The organism is Streptomyces sp. NBC_01808, from assembly GCF_035917395.1.
Taxonomy (GTDB): domain Bacteria; phylum Actinomycetota; class Actinomycetes; order Streptomycetales; family Streptomycetaceae; genus Streptomyces.
The window spans coordinates 4,062,101-4,077,868 of record NZ_CP109072.1 but is presented as its reverse complement, the minus strand read 5'-3'; the positions used below and the strand labels follow the sequence as shown (position 1 = coordinate 4,077,868).

Annotated in this window: 11 protein-coding genes; 4 read left to right on the top strand and 7 right to left on the bottom strand. The window is 70.8% G+C overall.

The annotated features are described in order from the left end of the window. Positions 1-19: 19 nt before the first annotated feature. The gene (locus OG946_RS17715) at positions 20-2,428 is read right to left on the bottom strand and encodes a DUF6049 family protein (RefSeq protein ID WP_326800292.1); all 2,409 of its coding nucleotides are present in this window, start codon (positions 2,426-2,428) and stop codon (positions 20-22) included. A 232-nt stretch (positions 2,429-2,660) separates the two neighbouring features. Here OG946_RS17715 and OG946_RS17710 point away from each other — a divergent pair, with 232 nt between their 5' ends. Continuing rightward, positions 2,661-4,121 carry a CCA tRNA nucleotidyltransferase gene (locus tag OG946_RS17710; protein ID WP_326797048.1) on the top strand — a complete coding sequence of 487 codons (1,461 nt, stop codon included), beginning with the start codon at positions 2,661-2,663 and terminating at the stop codon, positions 4,119-4,121. 61 nt (positions 4,122-4,182) lie between these two features. Here OG946_RS17710 and OG946_RS17705 read toward each other — a convergent pair whose 3' ends face one another. The 3 genes from OG946_RS17705 to OG946_RS17695 all read right to left on the bottom strand — a co-directional run bounded on the left by OG946_RS17705 (position 4,183) and on the right by OG946_RS17695 (position 7,394). Continuing rightward, positions 4,183-5,517, bottom strand: coding sequence for an MFS transporter (locus OG946_RS17705; RefSeq protein WP_326797047.1), 1,335 nt, complete (start codon positions 5,515-5,517; stop codon positions 4,183-4,185). Positions 5,518-5,601: 84 nt separating this feature from the next. Then, a complete protein-coding gene (locus OG946_RS17700) occupies positions 5,602-6,684 on the bottom strand; it encodes an inositol-3-phosphate synthase (RefSeq protein WP_326797046.1) in 1,083 nt (360 codons plus the stop codon). 47 nt (positions 6,685-6,731) lie between these two features. Continuing rightward, on the bottom strand, positions 6,732-7,394 hold the full coding sequence (locus OG946_RS17695) for a PadR family transcriptional regulator (protein ID WP_047016789.1): 663 nt from the start codon (positions 7,392-7,394) through the stop codon (positions 6,732-6,734). Positions 7,395-7,793: 399 nt separating this feature from the next. Here OG946_RS17695 and OG946_RS17690 point away from each other — a divergent pair, with 399 nt between their 5' ends. Both OG946_RS17690 and OG946_RS17685 read left to right on the top strand, forming a co-directional pair. After that, the gene (locus OG946_RS17690; protein ID WP_326797045.1) at positions 7,794-10,508 is read left to right on the top strand and encodes a transglycosylase domain-containing protein; all 2,715 of its coding nucleotides are present in this window, start codon (positions 7,794-7,796) and stop codon (positions 10,506-10,508) included. A gap of 149 nt (positions 10,509-10,657) precedes the next feature. Next, positions 10,658-12,250 carry a glycosyltransferase family 87 protein gene (locus tag OG946_RS17685; protein ID WP_326797044.1) on the top strand — a complete coding sequence of 531 codons (1,593 nt, stop codon included), beginning with the start codon at positions 10,658-10,660 and terminating at the stop codon, positions 12,248-12,250. Positions 12,251-12,408: 158 nt separating this feature from the next. Here the strand turns inward: OG946_RS17685 and OG946_RS17680 are convergent, their stop codons facing one another. The 3 genes from OG946_RS17680 to OG946_RS17670 form a co-directional block, all read right to left on the bottom strand. Beyond that, positions 12,409-13,440, bottom strand: coding sequence for an alanine racemase (locus tag OG946_RS17680; RefSeq protein ID WP_047016786.1), 1,032 nt, complete (start codon positions 13,438-13,440; stop codon positions 12,409-12,411). An 82-nt stretch (positions 13,441-13,522) separates the two neighbouring features. Next, positions 13,523-14,641 (bottom strand): lipid II:glycine glycyltransferase FemX, encoded by a 1,119-nt coding sequence (locus tag OG946_RS17675; RefSeq protein ID WP_326797043.1) that lies wholly within the window; start codon positions 14,639-14,641, stop codon positions 13,523-13,525. Positions 14,642-14,872: 231 nt separating this feature from the next. Further along, positions 14,873-15,178 (bottom strand): hypothetical protein, encoded by a 306-nt coding sequence (locus OG946_RS17670; RefSeq protein ID WP_326797042.1) that lies wholly within the window; start codon positions 15,176-15,178, stop codon positions 14,873-14,875. 294 nt (positions 15,179-15,472) lie between these two features. Here OG946_RS17670 and rpsF point away from each other — a divergent pair, with 294 nt between their 5' ends. Beyond that, on the top strand, positions 15,473-15,763 hold the full coding sequence (rpsF, locus tag OG946_RS17665; protein ID WP_018838796.1) for a 30S ribosomal protein S6: 291 nt from the start codon (positions 15,473-15,475) through the stop codon (positions 15,761-15,763). The last annotated feature ends 5 nt before the right edge of the window (positions 15,764-15,768 follow it).

The following is a 15,768-nucleotide window of genomic DNA, read 5'->3' as shown; positions in this document are numbered from 1 at the left end:
GGAAACGGCCTGGTCGTTCTCACCGCTCCACTCTCTCACTGGCACCCGACCGGGCACCGCTTTCCGTGTCGGTGTCGTCGGCACGGTCGCCCCCGGTGAGGTGCGTTCCGTGTGCCTCCTTGTCAGCTTCCCCGGTATCGCCGTCGCTACCGGGATCCGCCGGGTCCTCCGGGCTCCCGGCACCCCCGGTGCCGCCGCCCCCGTCCCCGTTTTCGTCCTCTTCCCCGTTCCCGTCCGCCTCTTCGTCCGCCTCGTCGCCCGCCTCCGCGGTCCGGGCGGCGCGCTTGCGCTGCGAGTACATGCGTACCCCGGCCAGGACGAGCAGCAGGATCCCGGCGCCGATGACGAGCAGCACCGTGGAGGTGATGGACGTCACCTCCACCTGGAAGGTCTTCTCCGCGCCGAAGGGCCTGCCGTCCGCGGTGTAGAGCTGGGCGGTGATGGTCACCGGGCCGCTGGCCCGCGCGGACGCCTCGAACTTCACGGAGGTGCTGTGGCCGCCCGCCACCTCGATGGACTGCCGCTCCTCCTCGATCCGCAGCCGGCTGGGCACGTCCGACGTCAGCCGCAGCTCCAGCCCGCGGACGTTCTGCAGGAGGTTGTTCTGCACCGTCACCGGGATCGTGCCGCTGTTGCCGGAGAGGGTGAGGTCCGACTTGTCGATGAGCTGCACCTGCGAGGTGAGGTCCTCCAGGTAACCCTGCACCTCCCGCCGGAACGCCTCCGCCTCCGTCTTCCGCCCGCGCCACTGCGTGGACATCTCGCGCAGCAGCGCGTTGCCGAAGGGAACGGTGACCCGGAGGCTGTTGTCGAGGATGACGGAGAAGTTGTCGAGGTGCTGCCGGGTGTCGAGGATCCGCTCGAAGGCCTCGCGCGGGATCTCCTGCTTCCGCAGCTTCTTCGGGTACGCCCCGGTGCTCGGCACCGCCCTGTTGGCGCCCGGGTCCGCCGGCTCCACCGCGGCGCTGCTGAGGTTCAGCGGCGTCATCCACGTGCTGGTGTCGAGGTCGCCGAGCGCCTCGGCCATCGCCTGCACCTGGCCGAGCGTGGGGGTGCGCTGCGGGGCGACCACGATGCTGCGCTGCAGATTGGGCTGCTGCAGCGTCGTCACGAGGGTCTGGGCCAGGTACTCCTGGATGGCCAGGGAGTACGTCTCCGCCCGGCTCATGTCCCCCTCGAAGGCCCGGGAGAGCTGTGCGTCGGCCACCAGCGCCGTCCGGCCGCCGCCGATGGGGCGGGCCGCGGTCGGCGTATACGACAGGCCGCTCTCGGTCATGCTGTCGCTGCGGGCGAGGACCCACTGTGCCCCGGCCGCGCCCGCGACGCCGACGATGCGCTTGTCGATCGCGCCCTCCGCCGGCCAGGCGAGGTCGGTCTCCGGCTCCAGGTGCAGGACCGACCCCACGGTCTTTTGGGCCAGGGTGGTGGCGTCGCCGAGCTGGTCGAGGGTGCCGGGCACCTTGCGGCCGCGGTGGGCGATGGCGGCCAGGTCGGGGTCGCCGAAGGGCAGCGCGACGACCTCGCGGCCCTTCACGGCGTTCTGCAGGTCGGCCAGCCACTGCCGGGCGGTGTCCTGGCCCTTGCCGGGTACGGTCTCGCCGTCCTCGTCCACCACGTTGTACGCCTCCGTCATCGCGGACGCCGTGGCCAGCAGGTCCGGATCGATGACCCACGTCACGGGCAGCTCCTCGCCGAGCGCGACCATCTGCTGCAGCCGGCCGCCGGGCTCCATCTGCTCCAGCAGCCGGTCGCTGGCGAGCACCGGCGTCTGCTGCTCGTCCGCCTCCGCCTCGGTGCGCGCGGTGAGCTGGGGGGTGGCGATGACGGGCCAGACGAAGGTGAGCCGGGTCTTGGTCGACAGGTCGTCGGGCTGCCAGGGGAGGAAGGTGTGCTCGATGCCGAGCACCTGCTCGTAGCCGGCGTCCGCGGAGGTACCGCTGAGGGAGACCGCGAGCTGGTAGACGCCGGGCGCGTCCAGCGGCAGCCGGTTCACGGGGATCGTGATGCTGAAGTCGCGGCTCATCCCGGGAGCCAGGGTCTTCAGCTCCTCGGTGCCGGGGCCGTCGATCTCCGCCCCGTCGTAGTCCGAGAGCCAGCCCGTGCGCTCGCTGGCCTGGGTGACCTCGCTGCGGCTCGTCAGCGGGCCGCTGAGGCGCAGGGAGACATGCGGGTCGGTGATCTTGGCGTCGGTCTTGTTGGTGACCTTGCCGGAGACCGTCAGGTCGTCGCCCCCGGAGGGGACGGAGGGGTTCAGATAGTCCACGGACACGTTCACCGAGCGGGAGCCGGACGGCTGCGCGTGGGCCGTGCCCGCCGTCGGCACCTGCACGAGTGCGGCCGGCAGCAGCAGCGCCACGAGCAGCAGGGCGGTCAGCAGCCGCCGGTGGGCCGGGGGACGGGCGGGAAGGCCGCCCGGGGACCCGGTCAAATGTGCCAGCTCGGCCACGCGCTCGCCCGTCCTCATTGTCCTCGTGCCCGGCCCGCGGCCTTGTGCCGCCTGCCTTGGACCCCGATGGTAACGAGGTACGGGACGCCGGGTGGCGGGGACCGCGTCAACCCTCGGGCGCTCCGCCACCTGATCGGCACCGGGGGCGTACGGAGAGGCCGCGGAGGGTGGCCAGTTGCGGTCACGCGGCGCACGGGCCGTACCCTGTTCTGTTGTGCCGAATGCCCGCGAAGACCACCGAACCCAGCAGGCCACGCTCAGCCGTGCCCAGCGCAGCGCCGTCAGCGAGCTGCTGCGCGTCTCCCCCGTCGCCGACGACCTGGCGCACCGCTTCCAGGACGCCGGCGCCCGGCTGGCGCTCGTGGGCGGCTCCGTACGGGACGCGCTGCTCGGCCGGCTCGGCAACGACCTCGACTTCACCACCGACGCCCGCCCGGAGCGGGTGCTCGACATCGTCCGGCCGTGGGCCGACGCGGTGTGGGAGGTCGGTATCGCGTTCGGCACCGTCGGTTGCCGCAAGGGCGATCTGCTGATCGAGATCACCACGTACCGCTCCGAGGCGTACGACCGGACGTCGCGCAAGCCCGAGGTGTCGTACGGGGACTCCATCGAGGAGGACCTCGTCCGCCGCGACTTCACGGTCAACGCGATGGCCGTGGCGCTGCCGGAGAAGGAGTTCGTCGACCCGCACGGCGGTCTGGACGATCTGGCGGCCCGGGTGCTGCGCACCCCCGGCACCCCGCAGGAGTCCTTCGGCGACGACCCGCTGCGGATGATGCGGGCCGCGCGGTTCGCGGCCCAGTTGGGCTTCGAGGTGGCGCCGGAGGTCGTCGCGGCGATGACGGACATGGCCGCGCGCATCGAGATCGTGTCCGCCGAGCGGGTGAGGGACGAGCTGAACAAGCTGCTCCTGGCCCCCCGCCCGCGCCTGGGTCTGCACCTCCTCGTCGACACCGGGCTGGCCGGGCACGTGCTGCCGGAGCTGCCCGCGCTGCGGCTGGAGCGCGACGAGCACCACCGGCACAAGGACGTCTACGAGCACTCCCTGATCGTGCTGGAGCAGGCCATCGCGCTGGAGGAGAACGGGCCCGACCTGGTGCTGCGGCTCGCGGCGCTGCTCCACGACATCGGCAAGCCGCGTACACGCCGCTTCGAGAAGGACGGCCGGGTCTCCTTCCACCACCACGAGGTGGTGGGCGCCAAGATGACCAAGGCCCGGATGACGAAGCTGAAGTACGCCAACGACCAGATCAGGGACGTCTCCCGGCTGGTCGAGCTGCACCTGCGCTTCCACGGCTACGGCACCGGCGAGTGGACCGACTCCGCGGTGCGCCGCTATGTGCGCGACGCCGGGCCGCTGCTGGAGCGGCTGCACAAGCTGACCCGCTCCGACTGCACCACGCGCAACAAGCGCAAGGCGCTGGCCCTGCAGCGGGCGTACGACGGGCTGGAGGAGCGCATCGCCCGGCTGCAGGCGCAGGAAGAGCTGGATGCGATCCGCCCGGACCTCGACGGCAACGAGATCATGAAGATCCTCGGCATCGGCCCCGGGCCGGCGGTCGGTGGCGCGTACCGGCACATGCTGGAGCTGCGGCTGGAGCACGGGCCGATGGGGCACGAGGCGGCGGTCGAGGCGCTGCGCGCGTGGTGGGCGGAGCAGAACCCGCCGGCGTAGGGCCTACGGTCCCGTAGGCCGGCGGCATACGGGGACGGCGGCACCGCCGCGGGCGCGGGCGTCACGTTTCACGTGAAACATGCGGCTCGGCGCCGCCCTCCAGGACCGGCGGGTGCCCCTCCTCCGCGGGCGCGTGTTTCACGTGAAACATCGACAAGGCGACGGCCGCGAAGATCACCGAGACTCCCACCACGAGCAGCGCCGAGCGTCCGTCCGCGGGCAGCAGCGCCGCCGCGGCCGCGGCAGCGCCCACGAAGGCGACGTTGAAGAGCATGTCGTAGAGGGAGAAGACCCGGCCGCGGTACGCGTCGTCCACCGACGACTGCACCACCGTGTCCGTCGTGATCTTGGCACCCTGCGTCGTCACCCCGAGGACGAACGCCGCGACCAGCATCGGCCCCGGCGCGAAGGACAGCGCCAGCACCGGCGTCAGCACCGCCGCCAGCGCCGCGCACAGCGTCATCCAGCCGGTCCTGCCCAGCCGCGTCACCAGCGACGGCGTCACCACCGCCGCGACGAAGAACCCCAGCCCCGACAGCCCGACGGCCACGCCGAGCAGCGCCATGCCGTCGTCCTCGCCGTCGGACCAGGCGTAGCGGCAGAGCATCAGCAGCATCACGGTCAGCGCGCCGAAGCAGAAGCGCATCAGGCCCATGGCGGACAGCGCCTGTGCCGCCTCGCGCCGCTCACGCAGATGCCGTACCCCTGCGACGAGCCCGCGCGCGGTGCTGGCGACCGCCGCCCTTATCCGCGGCAGCACCAGCTCCGGGTCCGGCCCCAGCGCCCCCGGCGCCATCCGCAGCGACGCCAGCGCCGCGCAGAGATACAGCCCCGAGCCGACCAGCACCGTCAGCGCGTCCGCCGTGCCCCCCTGGGGCCCGGCCAGCCCGACGAGGAAGGCGACGCCGCCGCCGGCCGTGGCGGCCAGCGTGCCCGCGGTCGGCGACAGGGAGTTGCCGACCACGAGCTGCTCCTCGGTGTCCACCACGCGCGGCAGCGCGGCGGAGAGCCCGGACAGCACGAAGCGGTTGACGCCGGTGACGGAGAGCGCGGACAGATAGAACAGCCAGTCCGGCACCCCGGCCAGCAGCAGCGCCGCCGTGCCCGCGGCGAAGACGGCGCGCAGCAGGTTCCCGTACAGCAGCACCTGCCGGCGCCGCCAGCGGTCCAGCAGGACCCCCGCGAAGGGGCCGACGAGCGAGTACGGCAGCAGCAGCACCGCCATCGCGGAGGCGATGGCGGCCGGCGAGGTCTGCCGCTCGGGGGAGAAGACCACGTACGCGGCAAGCGCCACCTGGTAGACGCCGTCGGCGCCCTGGGAGAGCAGCCGTACGGCCAGTAGCCGGCGGAAGCCGTGCAGCCGCAGCAGGCTGCGGAGGTCGCGGACAACGGGCATGGCGTTCAGCATCACATGCCCAGGGGCCCCGGGCTGCAGCCCGGGGCCCCTGAAGACGGCGAGTCGTCGGCGGTGGAGTGGCGCTCAGCGCTCGACTTCGCCGCGGATGAACTTCTCCACGCTCTCCCGCGCCTCGTCGTCGAAGTACTGCACGGGCGGGGACTTCATGAAGTACGAGGACGCGGAGAGCACCGGGCCGCCGATGCCGCGGTCCTTGGCGATCTTCGCGGCGCGCAGCGCGTCGATGATGATGCCCGCGGAGTTCGGGGAGTCCCAGACCTCCAGCTTGTACTCCAGGTTGAGCGGCACCTCGCCGAAGGCGCGGCCCTCCAGCCGCACGTACGCCCACTTGCGGTCGTCCAGCCAGGCGACGTAGTCCGACGGGCCGATGTGCACGTTGTGCTCGCCCAGGTCGCGGTCGGGGATCTGGGATGTGACGGCCTGGGTCTTGGAGATCTTCTTGGACTCCAGCCGGTCACGCTCCAGCATGTTCTTGAAGTCCATGTTGCCGCCGACGTTGAGCTGCATCGTACGGTCCAGGATGACGCCCCGGTCCTCGAAGAGCTTCGCCATGACGCGGTGCGTGATGGTGGCGCCGACCTGCGACTTGATGTCGTCGCCGACGATCGGCACGCCCGCCGCGGTGAACTTGTCCGCCCACTCCTTGGTGCCCGCGATGAACACCGGCAGCGCGTTGACGAAGCCCACGCCGGCGTCGATGGCGCACTGCGCGTAGAACTTCGCGGCGTCCTCGGAGCCCACCGGCAGGTAGCAGACCAGCACGTCGACCTGCCGGTCCCGCAGCACCTGCGCGACGTCGACCGGCTCCTCGGCGGACTCCTCGATCGTCTCGCGGTAGTAGCGCCCGAGGCCGTCGAGCGTGTGGCCGCGCTGCACGGTCACGCCGCTGTTGGGCACGTCGCAGATCTTGATGGTGTTGTTCTCGCTCGCCCCGATGGCGTCGGCCAGGTCGAGGCCCACCTTCTTGGCGTCGACGTCGAACGCCGCGACGAACTCGACGTCACGGACGTGGTAGTCGCCGAACTGGACGTGCATCAGCCCGGGCACCCGGCTGCCGGGGGCGGCGTCCTTGTAGAACTCGACGCCCTGCACGAGGGACGCGGCGCAGTTGCCCACGCCGACGATGGCTACACGAACCGAACCCATTGACGGTTGCTCCCTGTTTTTCGTTGAGGCCGTGCCAGGGCAGGGCCTCAGATGGCGGTGTCGTCGGACGGATCCGGCCGGGTGCTGTCCCGGTCACGGGGCAGGCCGCCCGTCTCTGCTGAACCGGCGTTCCCCGAAGGGCGCTCGTCGCGCCCCGCCCGTTCGCTCTCGATCAGCTCGGTCAGCCAGCGCACCTCGCGCTCGACGGACTCCATCCCGTGCCGCTGCAGCTCCAGGGTGTAGTCGTCGAGTCGCTCGCGCGTGCGCGCCAGCGACGTCCGCATCTTGTCCAGGCGCTCCTCCAGCCGGCTGCGCCGGCCTTCGAGCACCCGGACCCGTACGTCACGCGACGTCTGGCCGAAGAAGGCGAAGCGGACGCCGAAGTGCTCGTCCTCCCACGCCTCGGGCCCGGTTTGGGCGAGCAGTTCCTCGAAGTGCTCCTTGCCCTCGGCCGTCAGCCGGTAGACGATCTTGGCGCGCCGGCCCGCCAGCGGTACGGCGGGACCGTCCTGTGGTGCAGGAGCGGTCTCCTCCGTCAGCCATCCCTGCGCGACGAGAGTCTTCAGACAGGGATAAAGGCTGCCGTAGCTGAACGCGCGGAACACCCCCAGCGAGCTGTTGAGCCGCTTGCGCAGCTCGTAGCCGTGCATGGGGGACTCGCGGAGCAGGCCGAGGATGGCGAATTCCAGGATGCCTGAGCGCCTGCTCATCGCCGCCTCCTTCCGTGCCGCGGATGTCCCGCTCTGGTTATACCGGGCCGATGTGTCGCACCGATGTGTCGCGCGGATGTATCGACTCGATACATCTAAACGATAGGCCGGTGCTCGGGCAGCAGCAAGTGAGGGTTCTGTGAACGGCGTCACATCGGCTTGACCGGGCGCGCCGAAGTGTCCGGTAAAGCGCGTAATACCCGGCGCAAAGCGGGCAACGCCGGTGCGTACTCTGTTCCGCATGCTGTCCGAAGGGAACCGAGAGCCGCATGCGGACGTCTTCGTCCTCGGTACAGTGCGGCTGGTTGCCAGAGGACAGAGAACCGGTCGTGCATCGGGGGGACCGGCTGACAGAAAACGCCCACAGGCGATGCCACCTGTTCGAGGAGTAGTCCCTTCATGAGCGAGCACCGTCGCAAGCCGCCGAACAGCGGCCGCGGAGGAGGCCGTCACGGCGCGCACTCCGGCCGCCGCGGGACGCCCGGCGCGGACGGGGGCGCCGCGGCCGGCCGCCGGGCCGCCGGAGGCGGCGGTGGCAGAAGGAGAGCCCCCGACGGGAACACCGCCTACGGCGCGGGCGCCGCAGCCGGTGCGGGCGCGGGCGCGGCAGCCGGAGCAGCCGCCGGACACGGCCGCAGCCACTCCGCCGCCGGCGGCTACGACGGCCCGCGCCGCAGGCGCCGCCCCGAGCCGCCGCCGCGGAAGCGGTTCATCGACTACCCCCGCTCCAACCACACCGGCCTGCGCCGCTGGCTCCCCTCCTGGAAGCAGGTCACGGGGATGTGCGTGCTCGGCTTCGGCCTGCTCGTCGGCCTGTTCATCCTCGGCTACATGCTGGTGACCGTGCCCAAGGTCGCCGATGCCGCCATGGCGCAGAACAACGTCTACTACTGGTCCGACGGCACCCAGATGGCCACGTACGGCGGCGAGAAGAACCGCCAGGAGGTCGATCTGGAGGACATCCCGAAGGAGATGCAGAACGCGGTCATCGCCGCGGAGAACGCCACCTTCTACTCCGACCCGGGCATCGACCCCAAGGGCATCACCCGCGCCGTCCTCAACATGGCAGGCGGCGGCTCCACCCAGAGCGGCTCGACCATCACCCAGCAGTATGTGAAGAACGCCATGCTCAACGACCAGTCGCAGACGCTCTCCCGCAAGGTCAAGGAGCTGTTCGTCTCCATCAAGGTGGGCGCGAAGGTCGACAAGAACGACATCCTCGCCGGCTATCTCAACACCGCGTACTACGGCCGCGGCGCCTACGGCATCCAGGCCGCCGCCCAGGCGTACTTCCGCGTCGACGCCGAGGACCTCAAGCCTGACCAGTCCGCCTTCCTCGCCGCCGTCCTCAAGGGTCCCGACCTCTACGACCCCCAGGGCGGCTCGGTCCCGGGGGCCTCGCCGGAGGAGAACCGCAAGCGCGCCGAGGCGCGCTGGGAGTGGATCCTCGACCGGCAGACCGAGGTCGAGCTGGACGGCCAGAAGATGATGTCGCCGGCCGAGCGGGCCAAGTACGACAAGTTCCCCGAGATCGAGGAGTACAACCCCAGCTCGGGTCTGACGGGGCAGAAGGGCTATCTCATCGAGACGGCCAACCGCTACGTCCTGAAGAACTCCAACATCGGCAAGGAAGAGCTGGAGCGCGGCGGCTACCGCATCTACACGACCTTCGACAAGAAGAAGGTCGCGCAGATGGAGAAGGCGGTCGACGACGCCCGCAAGGAGTACCTCGACCCGAAGACCCGGGACAAGGACAAGTACGTCCAGTTCGGCGGGGCCTCGGTCGATCCGGCGTCGGGGAGGATCGTCGCCCTCTACGGCGGCGAGGGCTTCGACAAGGACCACTTCTCCAACAACGCCGACACCCTCGGCGTACCCGTGGGCTCCACCTGGAAGCCGTTCGTCCTCGCGTCCGCCTTCGAGAACGGCACGTACCGCAGCGAGGGCGAGCCGATCTCGCCCGAGAGCAAGTACAACGGCAACAACGAGATCATCATCCGGGACCAGAACGGCGACCCGATGCCCGGTCCGGGAGGCGATGACTTCCGGCAGGTCAACGAGGCCGACAAGAGCTACGGCTACGTCGACCTCAACATGGCCACCGGGCTCTCCATCAACACCCCGTACGTCCAGCTCGGCATCGACGTGGGGCTGAACAACGTCCGCAAGACGGCCGAGAACCTGGGCATCCTCGAGGACTCGATGGACCCGAACAACAACGCCTCGTTCTCCATCGGCACCTCGACCCCCAGCGCCATCCGCATGGCCAGCGCGTACGGAACGTTCGCCGCCTCCGGCGAGCACATCGAGCCGTACTCCGTGACGAAGGTGGTCAAGGACGGCAAGGAGCTGGGCGGGTACGACGAGCACCCCACGAAGCGCGGCATCGACGCGGAAGTAGCCGACACTGTCACGAAGGTGATGAAGGAGAACGTCATCGAGGGTGAGTTCGGCGAGTACGGCAGCGGCACCGGCGCCGCCGCGCGCGACTTGGAGCGGCCCGCGGCGGGCAAGACCGGTACCACGGACAAGAACAAGTCCGCCTGGTGGGTCGGCTACACCCCGCAGCTCTCCACGGCCGTCACCCTCTTCCGTACCGATCCGCGCAGCGACAAGCAGGAACTGCTGTCGATGAACGGAACCGGCGGCTTCGACTCCATCCACGGTGGCCAGATCCCGACCGAGATCTGGACCAACTACATGAAGGCCGCCCTGAAGGGCGAGGAGGTCAAGGACTTCCCGGAGCCCGGCCCGCTGGGCGAGAAGGTCGACGGCGGCGGCGTCCCCAGCCCCACCCAGTCGTCGATCGAGCCCGAGCCGACCGAGACCGAGCCCAGCGAGGAGCCGGACGACCCCACCAGCAGCCCGCCGCCCTCGACCTCGCCCCCGCCGAGCCAGACGTGCGAGCCGTGGGACCTGGAGTGCCAGTCCGGCGGCGCCACCAACGGCGGTGATCCCGGCGGTGAGACGGACGGGGAGACGACCACCGGTGAGACGAACGGAGAAACGACCACCGGTGAGACGACCGGGGAGACGGACAGCGGCGGCCAGCCCAACGGCGGCGGCAACGCCGGATCGAACGGCGGCGACGACGGCGGAGGACTGATCCCATGACGGCGGTTCCCGGATCCCGGGGGCCGGCGGCCTAGCCGGGAGTCCCGTTTCCCGAAACGGCGGCGGATGGATCCCATCCGCCGCCGTCGGCGTGCAGGGGGAGCCCGTACCGGACAGACGTGTCGGCCCTCGTACGGCAGGATGGCTCCATGACGAGCGTGGACCACGACCCGGCCCGGCGGCCGGCCGCCGCCCCGGCGCCGGACGAGCCGCCCGTCGCCCCCACCCGGCACGACGAGATCGCCGCCCGCGGCAGCGAGGTCCTCGGTGGCCCGCTCGGGCGCCGGGCGCTGCTCGGCGGCTCCTGGTGGACTCCGGTGCGGGTGATCGCGCTCGTGGCGATCGGGATGTTCGCGCTCGGCATGGTGCAGAAGTACCCGTGCTACGACGGCGCCTGGTTCTCCGGCGCCAACGCCCAGTACACCCGCGCCTGCTACTCCGACATCCCGCACCTCTACCAGGGCCGCGGCTTCGCCGACGACCTCACGCCGTACTTCGACCGCATCCCGCCGGAGGCGTCCGGCGGGATGGAGTTCCTCGAGTACCCGGTCCTGACCGGGCTCTTCATGGAGGTCGCCTCCTGGCTCACACCCGGCGGCGACGACCTCGTGCACCGCGAGCAGGTCTACTGGCTCGTCAACGCCGGCATGCTGATGATCTGCGTCGCGATCGTCGCCGTCTGCGTCGCCCGTACGCACCGCCGCCGGCCCTGGGACGCGCTCCTCGTCGCCCTCGCCCCCGCGCTCGCGCTCACCGCGACGATCAACTGGGACCTGCTCGCCGTCGCCCTCACCGCCGCCGCGATGCTCGCCTGGTCCCGCAGCCGCCCCGTCGCCGCCGGCGTGCTCCTCGGCCTCGCCACCGCCGCCAAGCTGTACCCCGTGCTGCTGCTGTGGCCACTGCTGCTGCTCTGTCTGCGGGCCGGGCGGCTACGGCAGTTCGCCACCGCGACCGCCGCCGCGGCGGGCGCCTGGCTCGTCGTCAACCTGCCCGTGATGATCAAGGCGCCGGACGGCTGGGCGAAGTTCTACACCTTCAGCCAGGAGCGGGGCGTCGACTTCGGCTCGTTCTGGCTGATCATCTCCCAGCGCTCCGGCGAGCCCCTGGACGACGCCAACATCTACGCCGCCGCCCTGATGGTCCTCGGCTGCCTCGGCATCGGCGCCCTCGCGCTCACCGCGCCGCGCCGCCCGCGCTTCGCGCAGCTCGCGTTCCTGGTCGTGGCGCTGTTCATCGTCACCAACAAGGTCTATTCGCCGCAGTACGTGCTGTGGCTCATCCCCCTCGCCGCGCTGGCCCGGCCGCGCTGGCGCGACTTCCTCATCTGGCAGGGCTGCGAGGTCGCGTACTACATGGGGATCTGGCTCTACCTCGCTTACACCAACGGCGGCGAGGACGCCAAGGGCCTGCCCCCGGACGGCTACCACGTGGCCATCGCCGCGCATCTGCTGGGCACGCTGTACCTGTGCGCGGTGGTCGTACGGGACATCGTGATGCCGGACCGCGATCCCGTACGCCGCCTCGGCGACGACGACCCCGGCGGCGGCGTCCTGGACCGGGCGCGGGACGTGCGGGTGCTGGCCGAGGCCGGCCACGGGCGGCATGCGGCGGGCGTCCCCGGCGGGCCGGGCTTCGCGGGCGGGCCGGGTGTCCCGGGAGCGGGCGGAGCGCCGGGGGCGATGCGCGTGCGGTGGGGAGCGGAACGCAGCGCGAAGACGGGCCGGGTGTCCCCCATCGAGTGACGTCGTCCGGCGTCCGACCGGGCATCCTGAGCGGTTGGTCAGGCCGGACCGGCTTACTCCGGACACGAGCGAGGGCCCGAAGCCGCGGCGCCGGGCCCTTCGTGCGTCCTACGCCGCCGTACGCGGCACGCTCCGTGCCGTACGCGGCGAGCGAACCGCTAGCGCTCCACCACCCGGTCCGGCTGCGTCGTCGTGTGCCGCAGATGCGCCACCATCTCGTCCCCCTGCACCGGCGCCGACGACTCCGCCGGCAGGTACAGGATCGACACCTGCATGTGCGGCGGCTCCGCGAACCACCGCTGCTTGCCTTCCCACACGAACGGCGAGAGGTTGCGGTTCACCGTCGCCAGCCCCGCCCGCGCCACGCCCTTCGCCCGCGGCGCCAGCCCGTGCATCGCCTTCGGCGCCTCCAGGCCGACGCCCTGCGACGTACCGCCGGCGACCACCACCAGGTGGCCGTCGCCCGACACCTTCTGCTGCCGGTAGCCGAACCGGTCGCCCTTCGCCACGCGCGTGACGTCCAGCACCGTGCCCCGGTAATGCGTCGCGTCGTGGTCGCCCAGCCACAGCCGGGTGCCGATCCGCGCCCGGAAGCGCGTCTGCGGGAACTGCCGCTGCAACTGCTCGAACTCGTCCGCCCGCAGATGGCTCACGTACATCGTGTGCAGCGGCAGCCGCGCCGCGCGCAGCCGGTCCATCCACGCGATGACCTCGTCCACCGCGCTGGAGCCGTCCGTACGGTCCAGCGGCAGATGGATCGCGAAGCCCTCCAGCGTCACGTCCGACAGCAGCGACGCCAGCTTCGGCAGTTCCTCCTCCGTCACGCCGTGCCGCCGCATCGAACTCATCACCTCGATGACGACCCGGGCCCCGACCAGCCGCCCCACCGCGTCCACCGACGCGACGGTGCGGATCACCCGCGTCGGCAGCGGGACGGGCTCCTCGGTGAGCTGGTACGGGGTGAGGACGAGCAGGTCGCCGCTGACGAAGTCGCGCGCCCGCGCCGCCTCGTACACCGTGCCGACCGCCAGCGGGCTCGCCCCCAGCCGGCCGGCCTCGGCGGCCAGGCGCTCGTGGCCGAAGCCGTAGCCGTTGCCCTTGCAGACGGGGACGAGTCCGGGGAACTGCTCCAGGATGTGCTGCTGGTGTGCGCGCCACCGCGCGGAATCGACGTAGAGGGTGAGCGGCATGGCGGTCGATGTACCTTCCTTCGCGGTGTCGGGGGCTCTTTCCTTCGCGTGAAGTCCGCTGCTTCGCGTGAAGTCGCCGTGGTCAGCGGCGGGACATGTAGATGTCGAGAGCCTTGTGGAGCAGCTTATTCAGTGGGTAGTCCCACTCGCCCAGGTATTCGGCCGCCTGCCCGCCCGTGCCCACCTTGAACTGGATCAGCCCGAAGAGGTGGTCGCTGTCGACGAGCGCGTCGCCGATGCCGCGCAGGTCGTACACGTGCGCGCCGGCGGCGTGCGCGTCCTTCATCATCTGCCACTGGATGGCGTTCGACGGGCGCACCTCGCGCCCGTGGTTGGCGGAGGCACCGTACGAGTACCACACGTGCCCGCCCACCGTCAGCATCGTCGTCGCCGCCAGGCACTCGCCCTGGTAGAGCGCGAAGTACAGCCGCATGCGGCCCGGCTCCTCGGCGTTGAGCACCTTCCACATGCGCTCGAAGTACCCCTGCGGCCGGGGCCGGAACTTGTCGCGCTCGGCCGTGATCTCGTACAGCCGCTGCCACTCGCCGAAGTGCTCGAGACCGCCCTGCACCACCTCGACGCCGGCCTTCTCGGCCTTCTTCACGTTGCGCCGCCAGAGCTGGTTGAAGCCCTTGAAGATCTCGTCCAGGGACCGCCCCGCCAGCGGCACCTGGAAGACGTACCGCGGCTGTACGTCGCCGAAGCCCGCACCGCCGTCCTCACCCTGCTGCCAGCCCATCCGCCGCAGCCGTTCGGCGACCTCGAAGGCCTGCGGCTCGACGACGTCCGCGTTGACGTCGCGCAGCCGCTTGACGTCCGGGTCGGCGATGCCCGCCTTGATCGTCGGCGCCTCCCAGCGGCGGATGATCACCGGCGGGCCCATCTTCACGGAGAACGCGCCCTGGCTCTTCAGATGCGCCAGCATCGGGTTGAGCCACGCGTCGAGGTTCGGCGCGTACCAGTCGATGACCGGCCCCTCCGGCAGATACGCCAGATACCGCTTCACCTTCGGCAACTGCCGGTAGAGCACCAGAGCCGCGCCCACCTGCCGGCCGTCGGCGTCGAACCAGCCCAGGTTCTCCGCGCGCCACTCGGACTTCACGTCCGCCCACGCCGGGATCTGGCAGTGGCTCGCGGCGGGCAGACTGCGGATGTACGCCAGATGCTGCTCGCGGCTGATGGGCTGCAGGGTCAGGCTCATGGCGGCGCTCCTCGTGCTGCGGCGGGTTGCCGACTGCGGCAGGCTTCTCGCGGGTGAAGCCTACTGCGGGCGCACCTCACCCCAGGAGGGAAGGCCCCAAGCGGCGGGGCTACGCAGACACGGAGAGCGCCGGTGGTGTAAGGCGACGGTGTCGTACGGATCGGCGGCGTGCCGCACGGATCAGCCGCACGGATCAGCCGTGCGGATCAGCCGTGGGGACGGCCGTACGGATCAGAGGGAGAAGCCCCCGCGCGCCATCGCCAGGAAGAACCCGAGGCCGGACGCTCCCAGCCCCAGGAGCATCAGGAACCGCTCCCTGGTGGTCACGGAGATCATCTGTCCCCACGCCCCGGTGACGATCCCGATCAGTCCCGCCCAGGTCGCCGGCACGTGCAGGCCGCGCCACTGGGCCAGGACGAGCGCGACCGCCCCGACGGTGAGCGTGATGGCCAGGAGCGTGTCCTGGGCGACGTGATATTCGCCGTCGCTGGCGAAAAGTCCGATGTTGCGCTGCGGGGGCTGTACTGCCTGAGGCATAAGGGCACCTCCATGCCCGTATGGCGGCGCGGGCTCCAGAGTCGTACGTGGCGCCGCTCACACCCGATGTGTACAGATTGCCGGGAATCGTGGCCGGATTTCAACCGGAAGGGCCGCTGCGGGTACTGTGTACGGTCTGTAGCGGAGTCTGTCCAGGCCACCCCACCGCACCGGCGCCCCATCCGGCGCCGCCCCCGCGGTTGTCAGTGCCGGGCGCTACCGTTGCGACGCAATGAAGAACCTCCTGCCACGGAGAGACCGTGGCCGCCGAGTCCAGAGGAGGTGGGTTCCACAATGCGTCACTACGAGGTGATGGTCATCCTCGACCCCGATCTCGAGGAGCGTGCAGTCTCCCCGTTGATCGAGTCCTTCCTGTCCGTGATCCGTGAGGCCAAGGGCAAGGTGGAGAAGGTCGACACCTGGGGCCGTCGTCGTCTCGCTTACGAGATCAAGAAGAAGCCCGAGGGCATCTACTCGGTCATCGACATCCAGGCCGAGGCCGATGTCGTCAAGGAGCTCGACCGGCAGATGAACCTCAACGAGTCGGTGCTGCGGACCAAGGTCCTGCGCCCCGCAATCCACTGACCGCA

Bases quoted from the DNA above. Each gene is read 5' to 3' on its own strand.
- OG946_RS17695 (WP_047016789.1), bottom strand. From the start codon at position 7,394: ATGAGCAGGCGCTCAGGCATCCTGGAATTCGCCATCCTCGGCCTGCTC.
- OG946_RS17705 (WP_326797047.1), bottom strand. From the start codon at position 5,517: ATGCCCGTTGTCCGCGACCTCCGCAGCCTGCTGCGGCTGCACGGCTTC.
- OG946_RS17670 (WP_326797042.1), bottom strand. From the start codon at position 15,178: ATGCCTCAGGCAGTACAGCCCCCGCAGCGCAACATCGGACTTTTCGCC.
- OG946_RS17685 (WP_326797044.1), top strand. From the start codon at position 10,658: ATGACGAGCGTGGACCACGACCCGGCCCGGCGGCCGGCCGCCGCCCCG.
- OG946_RS17675 (WP_326797043.1), bottom strand. From the start codon at position 14,641: ATGAGCCTGACCCTGCAGCCCATCAGCCGCGAGCAGCATCTGGCGTAC.
- OG946_RS17690 (WP_326797045.1), top strand. From the start codon at position 7,794: ATGAGCGAGCACCGTCGCAAGCCGCCGAACAGCGGCCGCGGAGGAGGC.
- rpsF (WP_018838796.1), top strand. From the start codon at position 15,473: ATGCGTCACTACGAGGTGATGGTCATCCTCGACCCCGATCTCGAGGAG.
- OG946_RS17700 (WP_326797046.1), bottom strand. From the start codon at position 6,684: ATGGGTTCGGTTCGTGTAGCCATCGTCGGCGTGGGCAACTGCGCCGCG.
- OG946_RS17680 (WP_047016786.1), bottom strand. From the start codon at position 13,440: ATGCCGCTCACCCTCTACGTCGATTCCGCGCGGTGGCGCGCACACCAG.